This window comes from Capnocytophaga sp. oral taxon 323 (genome assembly GCF_001278825.1).
GTDB classification, from domain to species: domain Bacteria; phylum Bacteroidota; class Bacteroidia; order Flavobacteriales; family Flavobacteriaceae; genus Capnocytophaga; species Capnocytophaga ochracea.
On the sequence record NZ_CP012589.1, the window covers coordinates 696,095 to 717,166 of the forward strand.

Genomic DNA, 21,072 nt, shown 5'->3' on the forward strand with positions numbered 1-21,072 from the left:
CTTAGTATAAGATACAATTATTTATTATTTTTGCACTTATTATTTTTCTAAATTCACAAAAGAATGCGAATTGATAAGTACTTATGGTGTGTGCGTTACTTCAAAACACGTAATATAGCTACTGAAGCCTGCAAAAAAGGACACATCAAAGTGAATGGTGAGACTGGAAAACCCTCAAGGGAAATTTATAAAAACGACCAAATAGTAGTGCGTAAGAACCAAATCAACTACCAAATAGAGGTTTTAGATATCCCTGAGAGCCGTGTGGGGGCTAAGTTAGTAGACCTTTATCGCCAAGACAACACGCCTCCTGAGGCTTTTGAACAAGCTGAAATACAAAAACTTGCGCAAGACTATTATCGCGAGAAAGGCGAAGGTCGCCCTACTAAAAAAGACCGCCGTGCTATTGATAATCTCTTGAATGACTTTCAAGAAGATAATGAATTATAACAAGGTTGGATATTTTTCAGGATTAGCTTCGTGCATTATACTGTATATCTTCTCGATAATGCTATCGGCATTAGGTTTAGAGAAATAATCACCATCGGTTGCGTATGCAGGGCGGTGATTACCTGCTGCTAAGGTTTGTGGCGCACTATCCAAATACTGATAAGCATTTTGCTCTTCTACAATCTTCTGCAAAATATATGCCGAAGTAGCCCCAGGCATATCTTCATCTACAACCAACAGTCGATTGGTTTTCTGTATACTCTTCACTATATCGTGACGCACATCGAATGGTGCTAAGGATTGTGCATCTATAATCTCTATATCAATACCCATAGAAACTAACTCATCGGCAACTTCACACACGATGCGCAAAGTAGAGCCATAAGATACGACTGTAATATCTTTTCCTTCACGAAGTGTTTCGACTACTCCAATAGGCGTTTTAAACTCGGTGAGATTCGTAGGCATTGGTTCTTTCAGACGGTAACCATTAAGACATTCCACCACTACCGCAGGTTGATTACCTTCTAAGAGTGTATTGTAGAACCCTGCTGCCTTCACCATATTGCGAGGAGTAAGAATACACACACCACGAAGAGCGTGTAAAAGTATCCCCATAGGTGAACCAGCGTGCCATATTCCTTCTAAACGGTGCCCTCGTGTTCTAACAATCAAAGGGGCTGATTGTCTACCAAAGGTACGATAATGTAAGGTAGCTAAATCATCACTAAGAGTTTGAAGACCGTAGAGAATATAATCTAAGTACTGAATTTCGGCAATAGGACGTAAACCACGCATAGCCAAGCCTATTCCTTGTCCTACGATAGTCGATTCACGAATACCTGTATCAGCTACTTTTATAGCTCCGTGTTTCTTTTGTAAACCTTCCAAACCTTGGTTTACATCGCCTATATTACCTACATCTTCGCCAAATATCAAAAGGTTAGGGTACTTGGTAAGTAATGCATCAAAGTTCTCACGTAAGATCAGTCTTGCATCAACAAGTTTAGCATCTGGCTCATATATAGGAGCTACTTCTCCTATTTTCATAACATTATGAGTTCCTTCAGTATACAAGTGTTTGCTATACTTAGGTTCATTAGTTGTTATATAGTTAGTTATCCAAGTACGCAAGTTCGATACTTCTTTATTCTCTTTTAAGAACTGTCGCAATGCTTTACGTGCTACATTCATTATTACCTTACGAGAAAGAGTTGGAATCTGAGATAGTTCAGTAGCAAAGATACTTTTAGGTTGTATGCTATTGAGTAATTGTAAAAGTTCCTTGCGTTCTGTTTCCATAGGTTTCATATACGCTTCCCAAGCTTTTTTCTTGCCATCACGTACACGGTTTTTAGCTGCTTCTTCTATTGTCTGCAATTCCTCTTCAGTAGCATATCCTTTCGCTAATATCCATTCACGCATTTTGGTAATACAGTCGAAATCCTTTTCCCATTGCAAACGTTCAGCACTTTTATAACGTTCGTGAGAGCCTGAGGTAGAGTGTCCTTGGGGTTGTGTAAGTTCTTTTACGTGTACCAACACAGGCACGTGCTCTTTACGAGCAATTTTAGCTGCTTTCTGATAAATATCGTACAAAGTGGGATAATCCCAACCTTTAGCAACGAATATCTCAAAGCCTTTGTGGTTAGCATCTCGTTGAAAGCCTTTCATCACTTCAGAGATACTCTCTTTAGTAGTATGGTATTCCTTAGGGACTGAAATGCCATATTCGTCGTCCCAAACCGAAATTACCATTGGCACTTGCATTACGCCCGCAGCATTAAGAGTTTCAAAAAAGTGTCCTTCACTGGTGCTTGCATTACCAATAGTACCCCAAGCTACTTCATTACCGTGATTCGAGAAGCCTTTACTTTCAGCATTTGGTAACTCACGATATACTTTAGAGGCTTGCGCTAAACCTAATAAACGAGGCATTTGTCCCGCAGTACACGATATATCGCTACTACTATTCTTTTGTTTTAACAAATCTTTCCAATTTCCCTCTTCATCTAAACTATGAGTAGCAAAGTGTCCACCCATTTGGCGTCCGGCACTGGTGGGGTCTGCTTTTATATCAGCGTGAGCATACAGTCCAGCAAAGAAATTTTCAACTGTATGTACCCCAAGAGCCATCATAAGGGTTTGGTCTCGATAATAACCACTCCGAAAGTCTCCATACTGAAAGGCTCTCGCCATTGCTACTTGGGGGACTTCTTTCCCATCACCAAAAATACCAAATTTTGCTTTACCAGTAAGCACTTCTTTCTTTCCCATCAAGCTACATTCTCTACTGAGAACAGCGATGCCATAGTCTTCTAAAACATCTTCTTTTTTCATTGGTTATATCTTAAAATAATATTTGTTTTATTTCACAATCGTTTTTGTTTTGTTATAAAAAACTCGGGCAAATGTATTACTTTTTTTTAAATATACAAACATAATACAGTTTTTATTTTTACTTTTGCAATCTATAAGCTATATTTCAGTAATGGGAAATCATTGCATATGAAGCGTATTCTTATCACAATAAACTATTTTTCAAATTGAACAAATAGGTGTTTTGTTACTTTAAAACCTCTCACAGATTTTATAAAATAAAACCCTTCCCAAAGGAGAGAAAACCAAATTATAAATAATAAAGAAAGGCGCTTTTTGCCTCATAGACCTTATTCCTATAAAAAGGAATTGTAACAACGTAAAAGCGATTGAAAATAAGTATTTTTATATCAAACTCACATTAAAATAAATATGAAAATTATTTGTATAGGTAAAAATTACCGCGAGACTATCGAAAAATTTGATAAAACAACGGTTCAGCCCATAGTGGTATTTATGAAGCCTGATACGGCTATTCACAACCTTGAGATTCCTTACTACCTTCCTGATTTTACACAGGATTTGCACTACGAAATAGAGTTAGTACTCAAAATCAACCAGAATGGAAAGTGTATTTCGGAAAAATTTGCACATAAGTATTACGACGAGATTGCTGTGGGCATTGACTTTACTGCTTGCGACCTGCAAGTGGAATTGAGTCAAAAAGGACTACCGTGGGAGCTGGCGAAGTCTTTTGATGGCTCAGCTATCGTAGGAAAGTTTGTCTCTAAAGAAACTTTTGAGAGTTCTTCCTCTATTCAGTTTCACTTAGACAAAAATGGCTCTACTGTACAAAAGGGCAATACAACACAAATGCTTAGAGATTTTGACGTTATCATCTCGGAGGTATCGCAGTTCTTTACCCTTCGCAAAGGCGACCTTATCTTTACAGGAACACCTAAAGGTGCAGGGAAAGTTACAACAGGTGATGTGTTAGAAGGATTTTTAATGGGAGAGAAAGGATTTAGTTTAAAAATTAGATGATTTAGAAATTAGCAAATTTAACGATTAGCCCTAAAAGCCCAAAGCCAGTGAATGCTTGAAGCTCGCTATCTGAAAAAGGTTGTAGCGCAACAAGCAATTAAAAATCGGATTGTACAGCTTTGATGAGTTCATCGTTATTCTTGAACTTTACAAAGGCGCCATTCTTGAAGTAGGAAATGTGTCCGGTTTCTTCAGAAACGACTAAGGCAGTAGCGTCTGTTTTCTCGGTGATAGAAATGGCGGCACGATGACGCAAACCATAGCGTTTAGGTAAGTTGATTTCACTTGCAACAGGCAGTATTACCCTTGTAGCTATAATATGGTTACCCTTTATCACGATAGCTCCATCGTGTAGCGGACTATTCTTATAAAAGATACTTTCGATAATAGGCTCGGAGAACTCTATATTCACCTTGTCGCCAGTTTGGGTTACAAAGTCGAGAGGCATATTGTGCTCCAAAACGATAAGCGCCCCTGTATTGGTACTGGCTAACTTCTGACATACATTTATCAAACTCTCAATATTAAGCAGAATTTCCTTCTCTTTGAAGAAGTGAAAAGCACGGTGTAGCTTGTTGCGTGCAGTGATATTGGTAGAACCAATGGTGAGCAAGAAGCGACGTATTTCTTGCTGGAATACAACTATCAGTGCGAAGACTCCTACCCCAATGAACTGACCTAATATACTACTGAGCAACTGCATTTGCAAAGCTTCGGTAATCTTCCATATCAAGTAGATAATCACAATACCCATAAAAATATTAATGGCTACCGTGCCTCGAATCAATCGGTAGAGGTAGTACAAGAGGGCTGCAAACAGCACTATGTCAATCGCATCGACGATTGTAAAGTCTAAAATATCGAATAGTTTCATTGTATTTTTTCAAAGAGTGTTACACATTCTTTAGCTTCTTTTACATCGTGTACCCGCAAAATGTGTGCCCCTTTCATCAGGGCTATGGTATTGACTACTGTCGTAGCATTCAGCGCACCAGCAGGGTCAGTTTCTAACAATTTGTACAACATCGACTTGCGGGAAAAACCTACCAATAGCGGACAACCAAAGCTATGGAATAGCTCTAAGTGCTTCAACACTTCATAATTCTGGTCTAAGGTTTTAGAGAAACCAAAGCCTACATCTACTATAAAATCGTTAATCCCCGCTTGCAAAGCTTTGGCTTTGCGCTCAGAAAAATAGTAGCGCATATCACTGATGATATCCTCATAATCGGTGTGCTGTTGCATTGTTTGGGGTGTACCTACGAGGTGCATCGCAATATAAGGCACCTGAAATTGCGCTACTGTAGCCAACATCTGCTCATCTAAGAGTCCGGCAGAAATATCGTTGATAATACAAGCCCCTTCTAAGAGCGATTGGCGTGCTACCTCACTGCGGAAAGTATCTACCGAGATACGTATCTCGGGGAAATGTTGCACCAAAGAGCGCACTACGGGCACTACCCTACTGAGTTCTTCAGCTTGTGAGACTTCGGGGGCATTGGGGCGGGTGCTATAACCACCCACATCAATAAAATCTGCGCCGTAAACGAGCATTGTTTCTGCGCGTTGTAAGAGTGTTTTTTCGGTTACACGACTTCCTTCGTAGAAAGAGTCGGGGGTATGATTAAGGATTCCCATCACTCGCGGGGTATCCATAGAGAGAAGCTCTCCTTTACAGTTTATTGTCATTAATTGTTAGTTATTAGTTGTTAGATTAGCAGTCCGCCATATTTACAGCTACCGCTAAGCCCCCTTCTGAGGTTTCTTTGTATTTAGAGTTCATATCTTTGGCAGTTTGCCACATAGTATTGATAACCTTGTCTAAGGGTACTTTCGCATTCTTAGGGTCGGTCTCGATAGCCAATTCGGCAGCGTTAATTGCTTTGATTGCCCCCATAGCATTGCGCTCGATACAAGGGATTTGCACCAATCCGCCAATAGGGTCGCAAGTAAGCCCCAAGTGGTGTTCCATTGCTATTTCGGCAGCGATGAGTACCTGCTCAGGAGAACCACCCAAGAGTTCGCAGAGCGCACCTGCCGCCATTGCGGAAGATACCCCTATTTCAGCTTGACAACCGCCCATAGCTGCTGAGATGGTTGCTCCTTTTTTGAAGAGACTGCCTATTTCGCCCGCTACCAATAGGAATTGTTGAATTTGCTCCTCAGTAGCTTGTTGGTTTTCGATGGTTATGTAGTAGAGCAACACGGCGGGAATCACCCCTGCACTACCATTGGTAGGTGCCGTAACTACACGCCCCAACGAAGCATTCACTTCATTAACTGCCAGCGAAAAACAACTCACCCATTTAAGGATTTCGCGAAACTTGATATTCGTTTTCTTGATAGAGTTCAGCCAATTCTCTGGACTATCGTAGGTGACTACCCCTATGAGGTTCTTGTGGATATCATAAGCACGACGGCGCACGTGTAAACCGCCAGGGAGTACACCCTCGGTATGACAACCTATATAAGTACATTCCAACATTGTATGCCATATACGCATCAGTTCGCTATGGATTTGCTCCTCAGTACGCAAGGCTTTTTCGTTTTCATAGACGATTTCGGATATTTTCTTTCCTTCTTGGCAACAATAGCTAATCAGTTGCTCAGCTTTATCAATAGGGAAAGGGAAATTTCGCTGAGTATCTTCCTTGACTGTTGCTTGTTCTCCTTCTTTTACTATAAAACCACCCCCTACTGAGTAGAAAGTAGAAGCATAACTGAACCCCTCGCCTTCAGCTGTAAAAGTAAGACCATTGGGGTGAAAAGGCAAAAAATCTCTATTGAAAATAATATCTTCCTTAGGATTGAAGCTAATGATGCTCTCATTACCTAAATAGAGCTCTTGATTATTAGTAATAGCCGTAATAATCACATCTAAACTCTCAATAGGCACATACTCAGGGTCGGCACCACTGAGACCTAACATTACTGCCAAATCGGTAGCGTGACCTTTGCCTGTGAGAGAGAGTGAGCCGTATAAATCTACGTGCACTTTGGTTGTGCGGGTTAGGAGGTGCTTCTCTCTCAATTCTTTAAGGAAAGCCTCAGCAGCACGCCAAGGACCTAAAGTGTGAGAGCTGGAAGGACCTACCCCTATTTTTAGCATATCGAATACACTTATCTGCTCCATTTTTTCGTTATAAGACTTTATAAGAATGCAAAAATAGAGAGAAATTAGCAAATTAGCAAATTTGAAAATTAGCATATTAGATAAAACACACTAAATTAGTGAAGTAAAAGAAGTATAGCTTGGGTGTAGAAATTGAACAAAAATGATTAATAAAATTTTCTCTAAACCTCTAACGAAGAATCAGTGGACAGAATATCCTCTCCCCAACCCTCTCCCAAGGAGAGGGAGTGTAGTAACGGAAAAAAGTAAGACGAAGATAATATCCTCTCCCCAATCACATACTCTCCTATTCGGAGACTTCTCCCAAGGAGAGGGAGTGTAATAACGGAAAAAGTAAGATGAACAATGAACGAAGAAAAGACGAACAAAAGACGAACAGAAGACGAACAAATGACGGTGCGAGCCGCACGGGCAGATAAACAAATAACGAAGGAAAGACGAACAATGAACGAACAAAAGACGAAGAAAAGACGAAGAAAAGACGAAGAAAAGACGAAGAAAAGACGAACAATGAACGAACAATGAACGAACAAATGACGAAGGAAAAGCGACGCTAAAGCAAAGGAAAGTTAAAGCTAAGAGAGAGTTAAAAAAGAGGATATTGGTGGATTTCAACTTTGGTAAAGTGCAAGGTGAAAATCCGCAGACCAATTCTGGTAGACTATAAAAACAAAGAACAAAATAATTATTTCAGAATTTATTGCTAATTGTTAATTATTTCGTATCTTTGCGCTCAGAAAACATAATTGCTAAAACACGAATGAAAATAGCTAAAAAAATACTGAAATGGGGAGGTATAACCCTACTACTCCTCATCATCGCAATGATTGCTATTCCTTTTTTCTTTAGAGATACTATCAAGGAAAAGGTTATTGAGATGGCAAATGAAAACTTAAAGGCGAACATCGGATTACAAGATGTTGATATTAGTCTGTTTAAAAACTTTCCTAAGGCACGCGTTACCCTCAACGATTTTGTTTTGGTAAACAAAGAGCCTTTCGTAGGTGATACACTTTTTGCTGCTAAACATATAGATGTAACGCTTAGCATCAAAGATTTATTAGCGGGCAACTACAATTTGTTAGGAGCTAATGTGAAAGATGCTTCGGTGTATATACACCTTAACAAGGAGGGAGAAGGCAACTATGATATAGCTATTCCTTCGGATAAACCTGAGGAAGAGTCAGCACCTATCAAGCTAGATATTCAGGGGTACAATGTAGAAAACCTGAAATTTACTTTCAAAATGGACGACGGCAACCTCTTTATGGAAGCAGCCGATATTTACCACAGCGGGAAAGGAAACTTTGCCGAAGAGGTATTGGACTTAGACACTCAGACGAAAGCCAACCTAACTTTTGCAATGGGTAAGAGTACTTTTATGAAGCGAGTGCCTATCACCTTGCAGGCTATTTTGGGCATCGACCTCAAAAATCAGAAATATACTTTCAAGCAAAACAAAGCTACTGTAAATCGTTTGGATTTGGTATTCGATGGTTTTATTCAGTTATTGGAGGAAGGACAACATTACGACCTTACTTTTAGCACCCCTACCAATTCATTTCAAAACTTTTTAGCGCTCATTCCCGAAGAGTACTCTAAAAGCATTGAGAATGTAAAGACCACAGGAAATCTGACCTTGAAAGGTTTTGCCAAAGGTGATATGGTAGGTGATAAAATTCCTACTTTCGGACTTGAAATGTATGCAGACAATGCTTCTTTTAAATATCCGAACCTGCCTAAAACGGTGCGTGACATCACTATCGACCTAAAAGTAAACAACGCTACGGGTATTACCAACGATACCAAAGTAAACCTCAACAAATTTACGATGAGCATCGACCAAGACCATTTTTCGGCTCGTGCCAATGTGAGCAATGTGGTAGTAAACCCGTTTGTGGATATGGCAGTAAAAGGGACTATCAACTTGGCAAACTTATCGCAAGCATACCCTATTTCGTTAAACAAGAAGTTGGCAGGAATCTTACGTGCTGATATAGCGACACAATTGGATATGAAATCGGTAGAGGCTAAGAATTATCAAAAGATTAAAGCACAAGGTAATTTGTCGCTTTCTCAGTTTGTATATGCAGGTGAGGAGTTTGTAAAACCTTTCCATATTGATAACTTAAACGTAGCCTTTAATCCGTCGCACATTGGGCTTTCAAAATTTGATGCTCGCACAGGTGATAGCGACTTACACCTTACTGGAACGATAGATAATCTGTACGGTTTTGCTTTCAGAAAAGAAATCCTCAAAGGAAACTTTAATCTATCTTCGAACAAGTTAGTAGTAAACGATTTTATGCAACCCGCAACAGAATCGTCTGCTCCTGCGAAACAAGAAACCAAAGAAGCGCCTAAAGCTAATAAGACCCCTACAAAAGAAGCGGCTATAAAAGTGCCTGCTTTCTTAGATTGTGCGCTTACTGCAAAAGCCAATACGGTGTTATACGACAATTTGAAATTAAGTAATGTATCGGGTAAACTGATTATAAAAGACCAAAAAGTAACCTTAGAGAACTTAAAATCGGATATTTTTGGAGGAAATATAGCTCTTGCAGGAGATGTATCGACCAAAGAAAAAGTACCTACCTTTGACGTAGACTTGAACCTCAACCGCCTTAACATATCCGATGCTTTTACGCAAATTACTATGCTCGAAAAGATAGCGCCTATTGCTAAAGCTGTACAAGGAAAAGTGAATACGGTTATCAACGTAAAAGGTAATTTGAAAAACGATTTAACTCCTCAAATTAACAGTATCTCGGGCGACCTATTCGCAGCACTTATTGACTCCAAGATTGACAGCCACGGTTCTCCCCTACTCTCAGCTTTAGACAGCCAATTTACAGGTTTAAATTTAGCCAATCTCAACCTGAAAGATGTGAAAGCAGCGGTTGATTTTGAAGATGGAAAAGTGAAAATCAAGCCTTTTACTATTAAATATAAAGATGTAGCCATAGAGGTAGCAGGTTCTCACGGATTTGACCAACAGATGAATTACAAGCTCACCTTTAATGTACCGCCTCAAATGTTGGGTAAAGAAGCAGAAGGTTTGTTAGCAAAACTGACTCCTGAAAACCAGAAAAAGATAAACAACTTGCCTGTGGTAGCAACCGTAGGTGGAACTTTCAAAAAACCACAAGTAAGCACCGATGCTAAAGCCGTAGTAAAAAATTTGGCTACCCAAATAGCTAAAAACCAAATTAACAACCTTACCGCTAAAGGCACTGACGCACTACAAAAGGCTTTAGGAGGTAAAACAAGTTCGGGTACAGCAGGCGAAATAACCAAAACCGTGGGAGGACTGATGAAGAACAAAGACAGCACAATGACTAAAGTGAAAGAGAAAGCCAAAGAAGAGGCTAAAAAAGAAGCCAAAAAACAAATAGGCAATTTCCTCAGAGGTTTGGGTAAAAAAGAAGGAGAAGAATAAAAATAAAATTAATTAAATATATATGTATAAAGTAGTACTTTTACGCCACGGGCAAAGTGAATGGAACAAGCTCAACTTATTCACAGGGTGGCAAGATGTAGATTTAACAGAGCAAGGCGTACAAGAAGCACGTGAAGCAGGACGCGTAATGAAAGAAGAAGGCTTCAAATTTGATGTTGCCTATACTTCAGTGCTCAAAAGAGCTATCAAAACCTTGAACAATGCTTTAGAGGCAATGGGCGACCTTTGGGTGCCTACACACAAAAGCTGGAGACTCAATGAAAAGAGTTATGGAGCGCTACAAGGTTTGAACAAAGCTGAAACTGCTGCTAAATACGGTGAAGACCAAGTACTTTTGTGGAGACGCTCTTACGATGTTCGTCCTCCACTTATTGAAGAATCAGACGAACGTCACCCCTCACATGACCGTCGTTACGCTTCACTTACCAAAGAAGAAAAAACAGCAGGCGAAAGTTTGAAAGATTGCTATGACCGTATGTTGCCTATATGGTTTAACGAAATTGCGCCAGACATTAAAGCAGGCAAGAGTGTGATTATCGCAGCACACGGTAACAGCTTGCGTTCTTTGGTACAATATCTCGACGGGCTTTCAAAAGAAGAAATCTTAAAGCTCAATATCCCAACGGGAGTACCTTTGGTATATGAACTCGATGCTAATTTGAAACCTATCAAACATTATTATTTAGGCGACCAAGAAGCTATTGCAGCCGCTATCAACAGCGTGGCAAATCAAGGTAAATCAAAATAAAATTTGCTTGATATATTGATAGAAGAAGGAGGTTATTTATTGCAGATAACCTCCTTTATTCTTTTAAAAATGAAACTTTAACGTCACGCTTTTTGTATATTCGAGTAAAATAATTACCTTTGCACCAATTTTAAGCAGAACATATATTAATGAAATTTATATACATTTTTCTTTTTTCACTATGCAGTAGTACTTTTAGTCTGTTTTATGGACAGAAGAACCCTGTGTTTAAAGTAGTTTTAGATGCGGGGCACGGAGGTAAAGACCCCGGTAAAGTAGTACAGAAAAACATCTTTGAGAAAGATGTGGTGCTGAAAATAGTATTATTAGTAGGCAAAAAGTTAGAGGCTTACCCTGACATAAAGGTGATTTACACTCGCAAAACCGATGTGCTAATTGACCTTTATGAGCGTGGAGCTATTGCCAACAGGAACAAAGCCGATGTATTCGTTTCAGTACACTGCAACGCTCACGAAACACAAGTAGACGGTGCGGAAACGTATGTATTAGGGCTACACGCCAACCAGCAGAACTTTGAGGTTGCCAAAGCCGAAAACTCAGTAATCTACTTGGAAGATGATTACAAAAAGAAATACGCTAAGTACAATATTAACTCACCTGAATCGGTAATAGGGTTATCTATTATGCAAGAAGAGTTCTTGGAGCAGAGCATTCAGCTAGCTAAGTTAGTGCAAAACCAACTCACAGGAGTGATGAAACGCACTAACAGAGGCGTACGCCAAGCGGGATTCATCGTCTTGCACCAAACCTATATGCCCAGTATTCTTATAGAAACAGCATTCCTTACTAACAACGAGGAACGCAAATTCCTTACCTCGGCTAAGGGGCAAGAAGAATTTGCAGAGAACATTGCCGAGGCGATACTCGCTTACAAGAAATGGATAGAAGACAAAAGTTCTTATACTACCCCTGACGACAGTATTTCACAAGTAAGAGAAAAAAGTAATACCCCAAGACAAAGTACAAGTAATAGCACTATCAACAACAGCGATTTGAGCTATAAAGTACAGATATCATCAAGCCCTAAAAATTTAGAAACAAAGGCTTTTAATTTCAAAGGACTCTCGCCTATATCGGTTGAAAAAGACGGGCGTGTATATGTGTATTACTATGGTGATACTTCGAAGCACAGAGAAGCCCTTGAGCTACTGAACAAAGCAAAAAAAAAAGGGTATAAAGATGCTTATATCGTAGCTTTTTACCAAAAGAAACGCATTACAGTGGAAAGAGCTAAACAAATAGAAAAGTAAACTTATTCAAATAGAAACTGATGAAACTATCCAGAGAAATAAAAACAGCTATTATAGTTGTGGCGGGTATTGCCGCTTTTTATATAGGCTTTAACTTCTTGAAGTCTAAATCATTATTTAATAAAACGAATACTTATTACGCTTATTTTCCTCATTCAGGAGGGTTAAAAACAGGTACACAAATCACTGTGAATGGGGTGAAAGTAGGGAGTGTGGAAGCAGTGGACTTAGAAGAGAAAAGTGCCAAGATAAAAATTACGATGGAGTGTTCAGACGATTTTAAGTTCTCTAAGAATAGTGTAGCCGAGCTTTACAACAGTTTGCTTGGAGGTGCAGGACTGCAAATTATTCCCGCCTTCGATAATGCTCCTATAGCCGTATCGGGAGATGTATTAGAAGCACGTGTACAAGAAGATATGCTCGCCTCTATCTCTTCGTCAATCAAACCTACACAAGATAAGCTCAATCGCCTTTTAGGACAAGCCGATACCACTCTTACAGGGGTGAACAGTGTTTTAGATGCTAAAACTACTAACAATTTAAAAATTGCCATTGCCGAACTGAGCGCGACAATGCACAACCTAAATCAGGCATCAGTAAACCTCAATAAGATGTTGGTAGCTAATCAAGCCAATTTGAATGCTACTTTAAGCAATGCTAATAAAATCACTACCGATCTATCAAAAGTATCAGGACAGCTTTCGGAAGCTGAACTTAATAAAGTAATTGCCAATGCACAAACAACTCTTAACAACCTCAATACTCTTTTGGCTGAAGTAGAAGGAGGCAAGGGTACTATTGGAAAATTACTAAAAGACGAAACGCTCTATAAAGATTTAGACAAATCGGCTAAACAGCTCGAATTGCTCTTACAAGACCTTCGTTTAAATCCTAAGCGTTATCTTCATTTCTCCGTTTTTGGTAAAAAAGCTAAAACATACGAGCCTCAAGACGAAGAAAAAGGAGAATAAACTGTATTGATGAGCTTCTTTCCTAACATAGTATTTATAATACTTCTCTGTATAGGAGGAGGCTTTTTTATTTATAATCTACGGAAACTCATTAGGAATATCCGTTTAGGCAAGCTGGAAGACACTTCTGGCAACCGCAAAGAGCGACTCAAAAATATGTTGTGGCTCGCCTTAGGGCAACGAAAAATGTTGGTGCGCCCCATAGTGGGTGTGTTGCATATTATTGTATATGCAGGTTTCTTGATTATCAACATCGAACTTTTAGAGATTATTACTGACGGTATCATAGGAACCCACCGCATATTTGCCCCCTTAGGGGCGTTTTACAACTTCTTGATAGCTTCTTTTGAGGTATTGGCTCTCTTAGTGATTGTAGCAGTAACCGTATTTTGGATAAGGAGAAACGTACTAAAACTACCACGCTTTCGCAAGGCAGAAATCAGAGGGTGGGCAAAAAAAGATGCAAGCAATATCCTTTATGCCGAAATGGCAATGATGAGTCTTTTCCTACTGATGAACGCTGCCGATGGTCAGCTACAAACATTACACGTAACCCACTATGTGCAAGCAGGTTCTTTTCCTGTGAGCGAATGGTTACGCCCCTTGTTAGAAAACGCTTCGGTAAGCACTCTTATAGTTGTAGAACGCAGTTGTTGGTGGTTACACATTACTGGGGTTTTATGCTTTTTAAACTACTTGTATTACTCCAAACATCTACACATACTGTTAGCTTTCCCTAATACGTACTACGCACCTATTCGTCCGTTAGGAGCTTCTAGGGTAAACCCAGCGGTAACACAAGAGGTGAAACTAATGTTAGACCCCAATGTCGACCCTTTTGCAACACCACAAGACACAGTCCCTCCTGATAAGTTTGGAGCTTCGGACGTGACCGACCTCACTTGGTTACAGCTGATGAACGCCTATACTTGTACCGAGTGTGGGCGTTGTACCGATGAATGTCCGGCGAACCTCACTGGTAAAAAGCTTTCTCCTCGCGCGATTATGATGAAAACACGTGACCGCTTAGAAGAGGTAGGGCGCAATATCGACAAACACGGTACTTTTGAACCTGACGGTAAGCAACTTTTAGGCGACTACATTACTCCTGAAGAACTATGGGCTTGTACCACTTGCAATGCTTGTGTGGAGGTCTGCCCTGTGAGTATCAGTCCGTTATCTATTATTATGGATATGAGGCAGTATTTGGTAATGGAAGAATCGGCAGCCCCTACCGAACTCAATGTGATGATGACTAATATAGAGAACAACGGAGCCCCTTGGGCGTATAGCCAAGCAGATAGAAACATCACAAATTAATTTTAATTTATTATCTAAATTAAATGAACTTACTATCCGTAGAAAATATATCAAAAGCCTTTGGCGAACGCATAATCCTTGAAAACATCTCTTTTGGTATCAATAAAGACCAAAAAATAGCCTTTATCGCTAAAAATGGTACAGGGAAGACTACTTTACTCAATATTATTGCAGGCAAAGATCAACCCGATAGCGGACAAGTAGTATTCCGCAAGGACATACATATAGGTTTTCTCTCACAAAATCCCTCTTTTAACGAAGAACTAACAGTAGAAGAGACTATTTTCGCAACCGACAATCCTATTTTACGATTGATTCAGGAGTACGAACACGCTTTACAGCACCCTGAAAACGAAATGGCTTATCAAAAGGCTTTCGAACAGATGGAACGCCATAATGCCTGGGATTTTGAAACACAATACAAACAAATACTCTTCCGTCTAAAATTAGACAACCTCCAACTGAAAGTAAAAAACCTTTCGGGAGGACAGAAAAAGCGTCTCGCCTTAGCCAATGTACTTATTAGCAAACCTGACTTGCTGATATTGGACGAACCTACGAACCACCTCGACTTAGAAATGATTGAATGGTTAGAGCAGTACTTTGCCAAAGAAAACCTCACACTCTTTATCGTTACGCACGACCGTTATTTTTTAGAACGCGTATGCAATGAAATCCTCGAATTGGACAATGGCGAACTATTCAGCTACAAAGGGAACTACTCCTATTTCTTAGAGAAAAAAGAACAGCGATTAGCACAAGAGCAGGCATCGGTAGAGAAGGCTAAAAACCTTTATGTAAAGGAACTCGACTGGATGCGTAGGCAACCTAAGGCACGGACTACCAAATCGAAATCGCGTATAGACGATTTTTATAAGATAAAGGAGGCAGCCCACAAGCGTCGGAAGGAGCACTCGGTACAGCTCGAAATCAATATGGAGCGATTGGGAAGCAAGACGGTGGAGTTTCACAATGTGAGCAAGAGCTTCGGAGACTTGCGCGTGCTCAATAAGTTCAATTATAATTTCTTGCGGGGCGAACGAGTGGGAATTATAGGTAAGAACGGCACGGGCAAATCCACCTTTCTCAACTTACTCACATCGACTATCACACCTGATAGTGGTAAAATAGTAGTGGGAGACACTATTAAGTTCGGGTACTATACCCAAGATGGTATTGAGGTACAACAAGGACAAAAGGTAATAGAAGTGATACAAAAGTATGGCGATTACATTCCCCTACTTAAAGGGCGTACTCTCTCAGCAGGACAGCTATTAGAACGCTTTCTCTTCGACCGTAAAAAGCAATACGACTATGTAGAGAAACTCAGCGGAGGGGAACTCAAACGCTTATACCTATGTACTGTACTCATTCAAAACCCCAATTTTTTGATTTTAGACGAGCCTACGAACGACCTCGATATTGTTACTCTGAACGTCTTAGAAGACTTTTTGTTAGACTATCCAGGATGCTTGGTGGTAGTATCGCACGACCGCTATTTTATGGATAAAATAGTAGACCACCTTTTTGTCTTCAAAGGCAATGGCGAAGTAGAGGATTTCCCTGGTAACTACACCGATTACCGCGTGTACGAAGAGAGCGTTCCTCCGACAGACGATACTCCAAAGAAAGAAGCCACCAAAAACACTTGGCGCAAGGACGGAACGAAAGGTTTATCGTTCAACGAGCAGAAGGAATACAACCGATTGGAAAAAGAAATAGCGCAGTTAGAAGAGAAAAAAACTGCTATAGAAGCTACTTTTGCCGAAGGAAGTCTTAGCAGTAATGAAATACAAGAACAATCAGTAGCCTTGCAAGAGACACTTATTGCGATAGAGGAAAAGACCGAACGCTGGTTTGAACTAACGGAGAAGCTGGAAGAACATTAATATTTTACTTCACTGACAAGTTAGCATATTAAGCATATTTTCGCTTTTTACTTAATTTTATACATTACAATTTTCAAATTCTACTTTATTTTCGTATCTTTGCCCCCTCACTCACTATATAATGACTCATTCAGGAAAAATTGAACTAATGGCACCAGCTGGTAATTTTGAGTCGCTACAAGCGGCAATAGACAATGGTGCCGACTCAGTGTACTTTGGGGTAGACCAGCTGAATATGCGTGCAAGAGCAAGTATCAACTTTACGATTGACGACCTTGATGAAATAGCGCGTCGTTGTGCTCCTAAGGGCATTCGCACTTATCTCACCCTTAATACTATTATTTACGACCACGACCTATCTATCATCAAAACACTATTAGACGCTGCCAAAAAAGCAGGTCTTACAGCTGTGATAGCTATGGATCAGGCAGTCATAGCTTATGCTCGACAAATAGGAATGGAGGTGCATATCTCTACTCAAATCAATATCACTAATATTGAAACCGTGCGCTTCTACGCGATGTTTGCTGATACAATGGTAATGAGCCGTGAACTGAGCTTACGACAAATCAAAAAGATATGTGAGCAGATAGAAAAAGAGCAAATCAAAGGACCTTCGGGCAATTTGGTAGAAATAGAAATATTTGGACACGGGGCGCTTTGTATGGCGGTATCGGGCAAGTGCTACCTGAGTTTGCACTCGCACAATTCCTCAGCCAATCGCGGAGCTTGCAAGCAAAACTGCCGCAAGAAATACACTGTAATCGACCAAGAAAGCGGTTTTGAAATAGAATTAGACAACGAGTATATGATGTCGCCTAAAGACCTCTGCACGATTGACTTCCTAGACCAAGTAATCGACACAGGGGCAAAGGTGTTAAAGATTGAAGGACGTGGGCGCGCTCCTGAGTATGTGGCTACCGTTATTCGCACCTACCGAGAAGCAATAGATGCTTATTATGCAAGCACATACAGTAAAGAAAAATTTGAAGGCTGGATAGAAGCCCTCAAAACGGTGTACAATCGTGGTTTCTGGAGTGGATATTATTTAGGGCAAAAACTTGGTGAATGGAGTGAAAACCCAGGCTCTAATGCTACCCAAAAGAAAGTGTACATTGGGCAAGGCAAACACTATTTCCCTAAGACTGGTATTGCAGAGTTTGCTATTGAAGCCTTTGATATAAAGATAGGCGACAAATTACTTATCACTGGACCTTCAACAGGCGTTCAAGAAATAGAACTCACCTCAATGATGGTAAACGATACTCCTGCTGAAAGAGCTAAGAAAGGTGATTCTTGTACTATCAAAACCAATTTCAGAATAAGGTTATCAGATAAACTGTATAAAATAGTAAAAACAAATATCAATTAGCAGATTAGCAGATTTAGTTTAATATGGTAATAGTAACCTTACAGCGTGAAAAATGCATCGGCTGTAACTACTGCGTAGAGATGGCTCCTGAGCAGTTCCAGATGTCGAAAAAAGATGGCAAGAGCGTATTATTACGTTCCACTGAAAAGAAAGGCTTCTTCACCCTAAAAAGTTATGACGATAGTATTTTTGAGGATTGTGAGAAAGCACAAAAAGCCTGCCCCGTGAAGATTATCTCTACCAAAAAATTATAGTATTAACAACAAACGACTAACATCTAAAAATAATAAACAATGAGAAAAATAGTATTATTAGCCATATGTTTGTTTGCTTTTTACAATGTAAAAGCACAATACATAGGAGTGAAAGCAGGGTACAATTATGCTACCTTAAAAGGAGATGTAAGTAGTGAGGCAAGTTTTAAACCATATCACGGTTATTATGCTGGGGTTACTTTAGAGTTTCCCCTATCTAAATTGTTCTCTTTACAGATAGAAGGTATCTACAATCGTCGTGGTGCACAAATAAAATCTGATAGATATGGGAATGCTACTTTGGCTCTTGATTATCTTTCAGCTCCTGTAATGGCACGATTCAATGTAGGAAAGGGTATTAATTTGCACGTAGGTCCTCAGATAGAATATCGCGTTGACCAGCCTAATTTCTACTTCAATGGTACAGAACCCGTAACTCGTGTAAAATCAGATGCCATAGACATTATAGATGTAGCTATGACTGCAGGGATAGGTTACACTACTGATGCAGGTTGGTTTTTCGAAATACGTTGGGTACAAGGACTCACTAATATCTTTGAAGGCGATGAGGCAAGCCTCATAAGTACGGGTATTGCTAATTCTTACGACTTTAAAAATAGAACGCTCTCAATGGGAGTAGGGTATCAATTTTAAGCTAAATAATAGGTAACAAGATGTATAGACTGATATATGTAATACTTTTGATTGGACTACTTTCTTGTGAGAAAGAACGGCAAACGCGCAACCCTAACTTAGGAGAAGTACATTTCACCTATACTATCGATATAAGTTTACCTCTCTATAACAGCTTAAAAACACCTATGAATACGGTTTTTATACCCCACAGAGGTATTAAAGGATTTTTTGTAACTTGTTATAGTGACGGAGGATATCGTGCTTGGGAAGCTGCTTGTCCTAATCATAATTTACAAGAGTGTCATAGTCGTCTGTTTGGCATAAGGGCTGTAGAAGATGAAAATAGCTATGAGGAAACTGGTCATAGCTATACTTTTGCCAAATGTTCTTGCGATGGAACTGTTTATGATTTGAGAACAGGCTCCCCTATTGCTATTGGACAAATTGCCAAACCTTATCCTTTACTAAATTATAATGTTTCAGTAGCTGGTAATATTTTAACCATTAGTAACTAATGCTATCAGTACGTTTTGAAAATACAAAGCCCATCACATTTATCATTGTGCTATTAGCACTATTGATAGGTGATGGGCTATTTCAATTTAAAATACTACAACTTCCTCTCAGTGACGTGTCTCATCTCACTGTTTTAATGAGTACTTTCGTATTATTCTTTCTTTCTTTATTATTGCTTCATCAAATAGACCGGTGGAATGAACTTACTGACACCAAAAACTGCTACTCTATAGCCTTCTTTAGTATTTTCGTAGTGCTCTTCCCTACCCTTTTTGATAAAATGAAATTAGTAGGTGCTAACTTACTTATCATTGTAGCCTTGTGGCGTGTACTTACTCTTAAAACAGGTGAAGGCATTCCACAAAAACTATTCGATACTTCTCTACTAATCATTTGTGCAGGCTTGTTGCACTCTTGGGCTTTAATTTTTCTGCTAAATGTATGGATTTCTCTGCTCTTTTACGGAGCTGAAAAACGCCGTTATTGGTTTATACCTCTTTTAGCAATCATTACTGTTAGCATCTTATTAGGGGCTATTTTATTAATACTTCAAGAGCCTTTTCCTATTGATGATTTTACAAATCTCATCACTTCAGATATAAATAATCTTCTAAACTTTTCCTCTCATTCCATTGCTACAACAATAGCAGTATGTAGCTTAGCGCTCCTTCTTTTAGTGGCATTAGCAGTATACTATTTCAGAAGTGTTTATCACAGTATCAGCTCATTAGTAGTAATACAATTCCTCTGGATAGGACTTATAGTAGTATTCCTTTCCAAAGAAGTGATATACACCTTTGCCCCTATTGCCATTCTCTTTGCTCTTTATGTAGAGAAAATACGTGTGTGGTGGCTAAAAGAAATCGTACTATGGTCACTATTATCTATGCCTGGCATAGGACTTCTACTCCATTTTATTACCAAAAGCTAAATCACCCGCATCACCTAAACCTGGTACTATATAGCCGTGGTCGTTAAGGTGAGCATCTATGGTAGCAATCCATAAATGAGTAGTCTCAGGAAACTTATCTTCCAAGTATTCTATCCCCTGCTGTGCCCCTATAACAGCAAACAAATGTATCTCTTTAGGTGTTCCTAAAGGTTTCAGCGCGTTAAATACATTAGCAAACGAACGCCCTGTAGCCAGCATTGGGTCAGCTAAGAATAAGATTTTACCTTCTAAGGACGGCGAAGCCAGATACTCCACCATTATATCGAAATCAGTCTCGGAAGTGTGTTTGCGATAAGCCGAGATAAAAGCATTATCAGCATTATCAAAGTAGTTCATCAAGCCTTGATGCAATGCCAAACCAGCACGCAAAATAGAGCAAATTACTATCTCGTCTTTCGGAAGTTGTACCTTCTTTTCGCCCAAAGGTGTAGTAATTGTTTCCGTTTTATAGTGTAGAAACTTACTCATCTCGTAACACAATACCTCCCCTATTCGTTCCAAATTTTTACGGAATCGCATACGGTCTGCTTGAATATTTACATCACGCAACTGGGCGATAAATCGGTTTAATACGGAAGGCTCTTCGCCTAAATGATGTATGATCATTGGTCTGTTAGCTTTATATTTTCACGCCACAAAAGTAGTATATAATTTGCTAATTTACAAATTTGCAATTTGGTAAATTATTTTTTTTGGCACATTATTTGGAATAACTATACTGAATCATTAAACAATAA

At 39.5% G+C, this 21,072-nt stretch carries 19 protein-coding genes; 14 read left to right on the top strand and 5 right to left on the bottom strand.

Annotated elements, in window-relative coordinates; all coding sequences use genetic code 11:
• The first annotated feature begins 63 nt into the window (after nt 1-63).
• A complete protein-coding gene (locus tag AM608_RS03055; protein WP_053580730.1) occupies nt 64-450 on the top strand; it encodes an RNA-binding S4 domain-containing protein in 387 nt (128 codons plus the stop codon).
• Here the strand turns inward: AM608_RS03055 and AM608_RS03060 are convergent.
• The gene (locus AM608_RS03060; RefSeq protein WP_053580731.1) at nt 445-2,790 is read right to left on the bottom strand and encodes a thiamine pyrophosphate-dependent enzyme; all 2,346 of its coding nucleotides are present in this window, start codon (nt 2,788-2,790) and stop codon (nt 445-447) included. The two genes, AM608_RS03055 and AM608_RS03060, sit on opposite strands and share 6 nt — an antisense overlap.
• Before the next feature lie 411 nt (nt 2,791-3,201).
• On the opposite strand from AM608_RS03060, the gene AM608_RS03065 reads away from it, so the two are divergent.
• A complete protein-coding gene (locus AM608_RS03065) occupies nt 3,202-3,813 on the top strand; it encodes a fumarylacetoacetate hydrolase family protein (protein ID WP_053580732.1) in 612 nt (203 codons plus the stop codon).
• A gap of 97 nt (nt 3,814-3,910) precedes the next feature.
• Here AM608_RS03065 and AM608_RS03070 read toward each other — a convergent pair whose 3' ends face one another.
• The 3 genes from AM608_RS03070 to AM608_RS03080 are packed head-to-tail and all read right to left on the bottom strand — an operon-like array spanning nt 3,911 to nt 6,946.
• A complete protein-coding gene (locus AM608_RS03070; RefSeq protein ID WP_002672484.1) occupies nt 3,911-4,687 on the bottom strand; it encodes a diadenylate cyclase in 777 nt (258 codons plus the stop codon).
• Entirely contained in the window at nt 4,684-5,502 is an 819-nt protein-coding gene (folP, locus tag AM608_RS03075) for a dihydropteroate synthase (RefSeq protein WP_053580733.1), read from the bottom strand. Before folP ends, AM608_RS03070 begins: the two co-directional genes overlap by 4 nt.
• A 25-nt stretch (nt 5,503-5,527) precedes the next feature.
• On the bottom strand, nt 5,528-6,946 hold the full coding sequence (locus AM608_RS03080) for an L-serine ammonia-lyase (protein ID WP_009417314.1): 1,419 nt from the start codon (nt 6,944-6,946) through the stop codon (nt 5,528-5,530).
• A 345-nt stretch (nt 6,947-7,291) separates the two neighbouring features.
• Between AM608_RS03080 and AM608_RS11995 the strand changes: the two genes are divergently transcribed.
• The 12 genes from AM608_RS11995 to AM608_RS03140 all read left to right on the top strand — a co-directional run bounded on the left by AM608_RS11995 (nt 7,292) and on the right by AM608_RS03140 (nt 20,314).
• Nucleotides 7,292-7,471 carry a hypothetical protein gene (locus tag AM608_RS11995; protein WP_053580734.1) on the top strand — a complete coding sequence of 60 codons (180 nt, stop codon included), beginning with the start codon at nt 7,292-7,294 and terminating at the stop codon, nt 7,469-7,471.
• Nucleotides 7,472-7,706: 235 nt separating this feature from the next.
• Entirely contained in the window at nt 7,707-10,385 is a 2,679-nt protein-coding gene (locus tag AM608_RS03090) for an AsmA-like C-terminal region-containing protein (protein WP_053580735.1), read from the top strand.
• A 22-nt stretch (nt 10,386-10,407) separates the two neighbouring features.
• The gene (gene gpmA, locus AM608_RS03095) at nt 10,408-11,154 is read left to right on the top strand and encodes a 2,3-diphosphoglycerate-dependent phosphoglycerate mutase (RefSeq protein ID WP_002672496.1); all 747 of its coding nucleotides are present in this window, start codon (nt 10,408-10,410) and stop codon (nt 11,152-11,154) included.
• A gap of 149 nt (nt 11,155-11,303) precedes the next feature.
• Nucleotides 11,304-12,425: an N-acetylmuramoyl-L-alanine amidase gene (locus AM608_RS03100; protein ID WP_053580736.1), complete on the top strand. Its 1,122-nt coding sequence runs from the start codon at nt 11,304-11,306 to the stop codon at nt 12,423-12,425.
• Between the two features lie 20 nt (nt 12,426-12,445).
• On the top strand, nt 12,446-13,396 hold the full coding sequence (locus tag AM608_RS03105; protein ID WP_009411846.1) for an MlaD family protein: 951 nt from the start codon (nt 12,446-12,448) through the stop codon (nt 13,394-13,396).
• Nucleotides 13,397-13,405: 9 nt separating this feature from the next.
• On the top strand, nt 13,406-14,716 hold the full coding sequence (locus AM608_RS03110) for a (Fe-S)-binding protein (RefSeq protein ID WP_053580737.1): 1,311 nt from the start codon (nt 13,406-13,408) through the stop codon (nt 14,714-14,716).
• A 23-nt stretch (nt 14,717-14,739) separates the two neighbouring features.
• Entirely contained in the window at nt 14,740-16,605 is a 1,866-nt protein-coding gene (locus tag AM608_RS03115) for an ABC-F family ATP-binding cassette domain-containing protein (protein WP_053580738.1), read from the top strand.
• Nucleotides 16,606-16,726: 121 nt separating this feature from the next.
• Nucleotides 16,727-17,977, top strand: a complete 1,251-nt coding sequence (locus AM608_RS03120) for a peptidase U32 family protein (RefSeq protein ID WP_053580739.1) — start codon at nt 16,727-16,729, stop codon at nt 17,975-17,977.
• Nucleotides 17,978-18,000: 23 nt separating this feature from the next.
• Nucleotides 18,001-18,231 (top strand): ferredoxin, encoded by a 231-nt coding sequence (locus AM608_RS03125; protein ID WP_002672503.1) that lies wholly within the window; start codon nt 18,001-18,003, stop codon nt 18,229-18,231.
• A gap of 39 nt (nt 18,232-18,270) precedes the next feature.
• A complete protein-coding gene (locus tag AM608_RS03130; protein ID WP_009419506.1) occupies nt 18,271-18,885 on the top strand; it encodes a porin family protein in 615 nt (204 codons plus the stop codon).
• A 20-nt stretch (nt 18,886-18,905) separates the two neighbouring features.
• Entirely contained in the window at nt 18,906-19,382 is a 477-nt protein-coding gene (locus tag AM608_RS03135; RefSeq protein WP_053580740.1) for a hypothetical protein, read from the top strand.
• A complete protein-coding gene (locus AM608_RS03140) occupies nt 19,382-20,314 on the top strand; it encodes a hypothetical protein (protein ID WP_053580741.1) in 933 nt (310 codons plus the stop codon). Before AM608_RS03135 ends, AM608_RS03140 begins: the two co-directional genes overlap by 1 nt.
• Here the strand turns inward: AM608_RS03140 and upp are convergent.
• Nucleotides 20,288-20,941, bottom strand: a complete 654-nt coding sequence (gene upp / locus AM608_RS03145) for a uracil phosphoribosyltransferase (RefSeq protein WP_002672507.1) — start codon at nt 20,939-20,941, stop codon at nt 20,288-20,290. The two genes, AM608_RS03140 and upp, sit on opposite strands and share 27 nt — an antisense overlap.
• Nucleotides 20,942-21,072 lie beyond the last annotated feature (131 nt).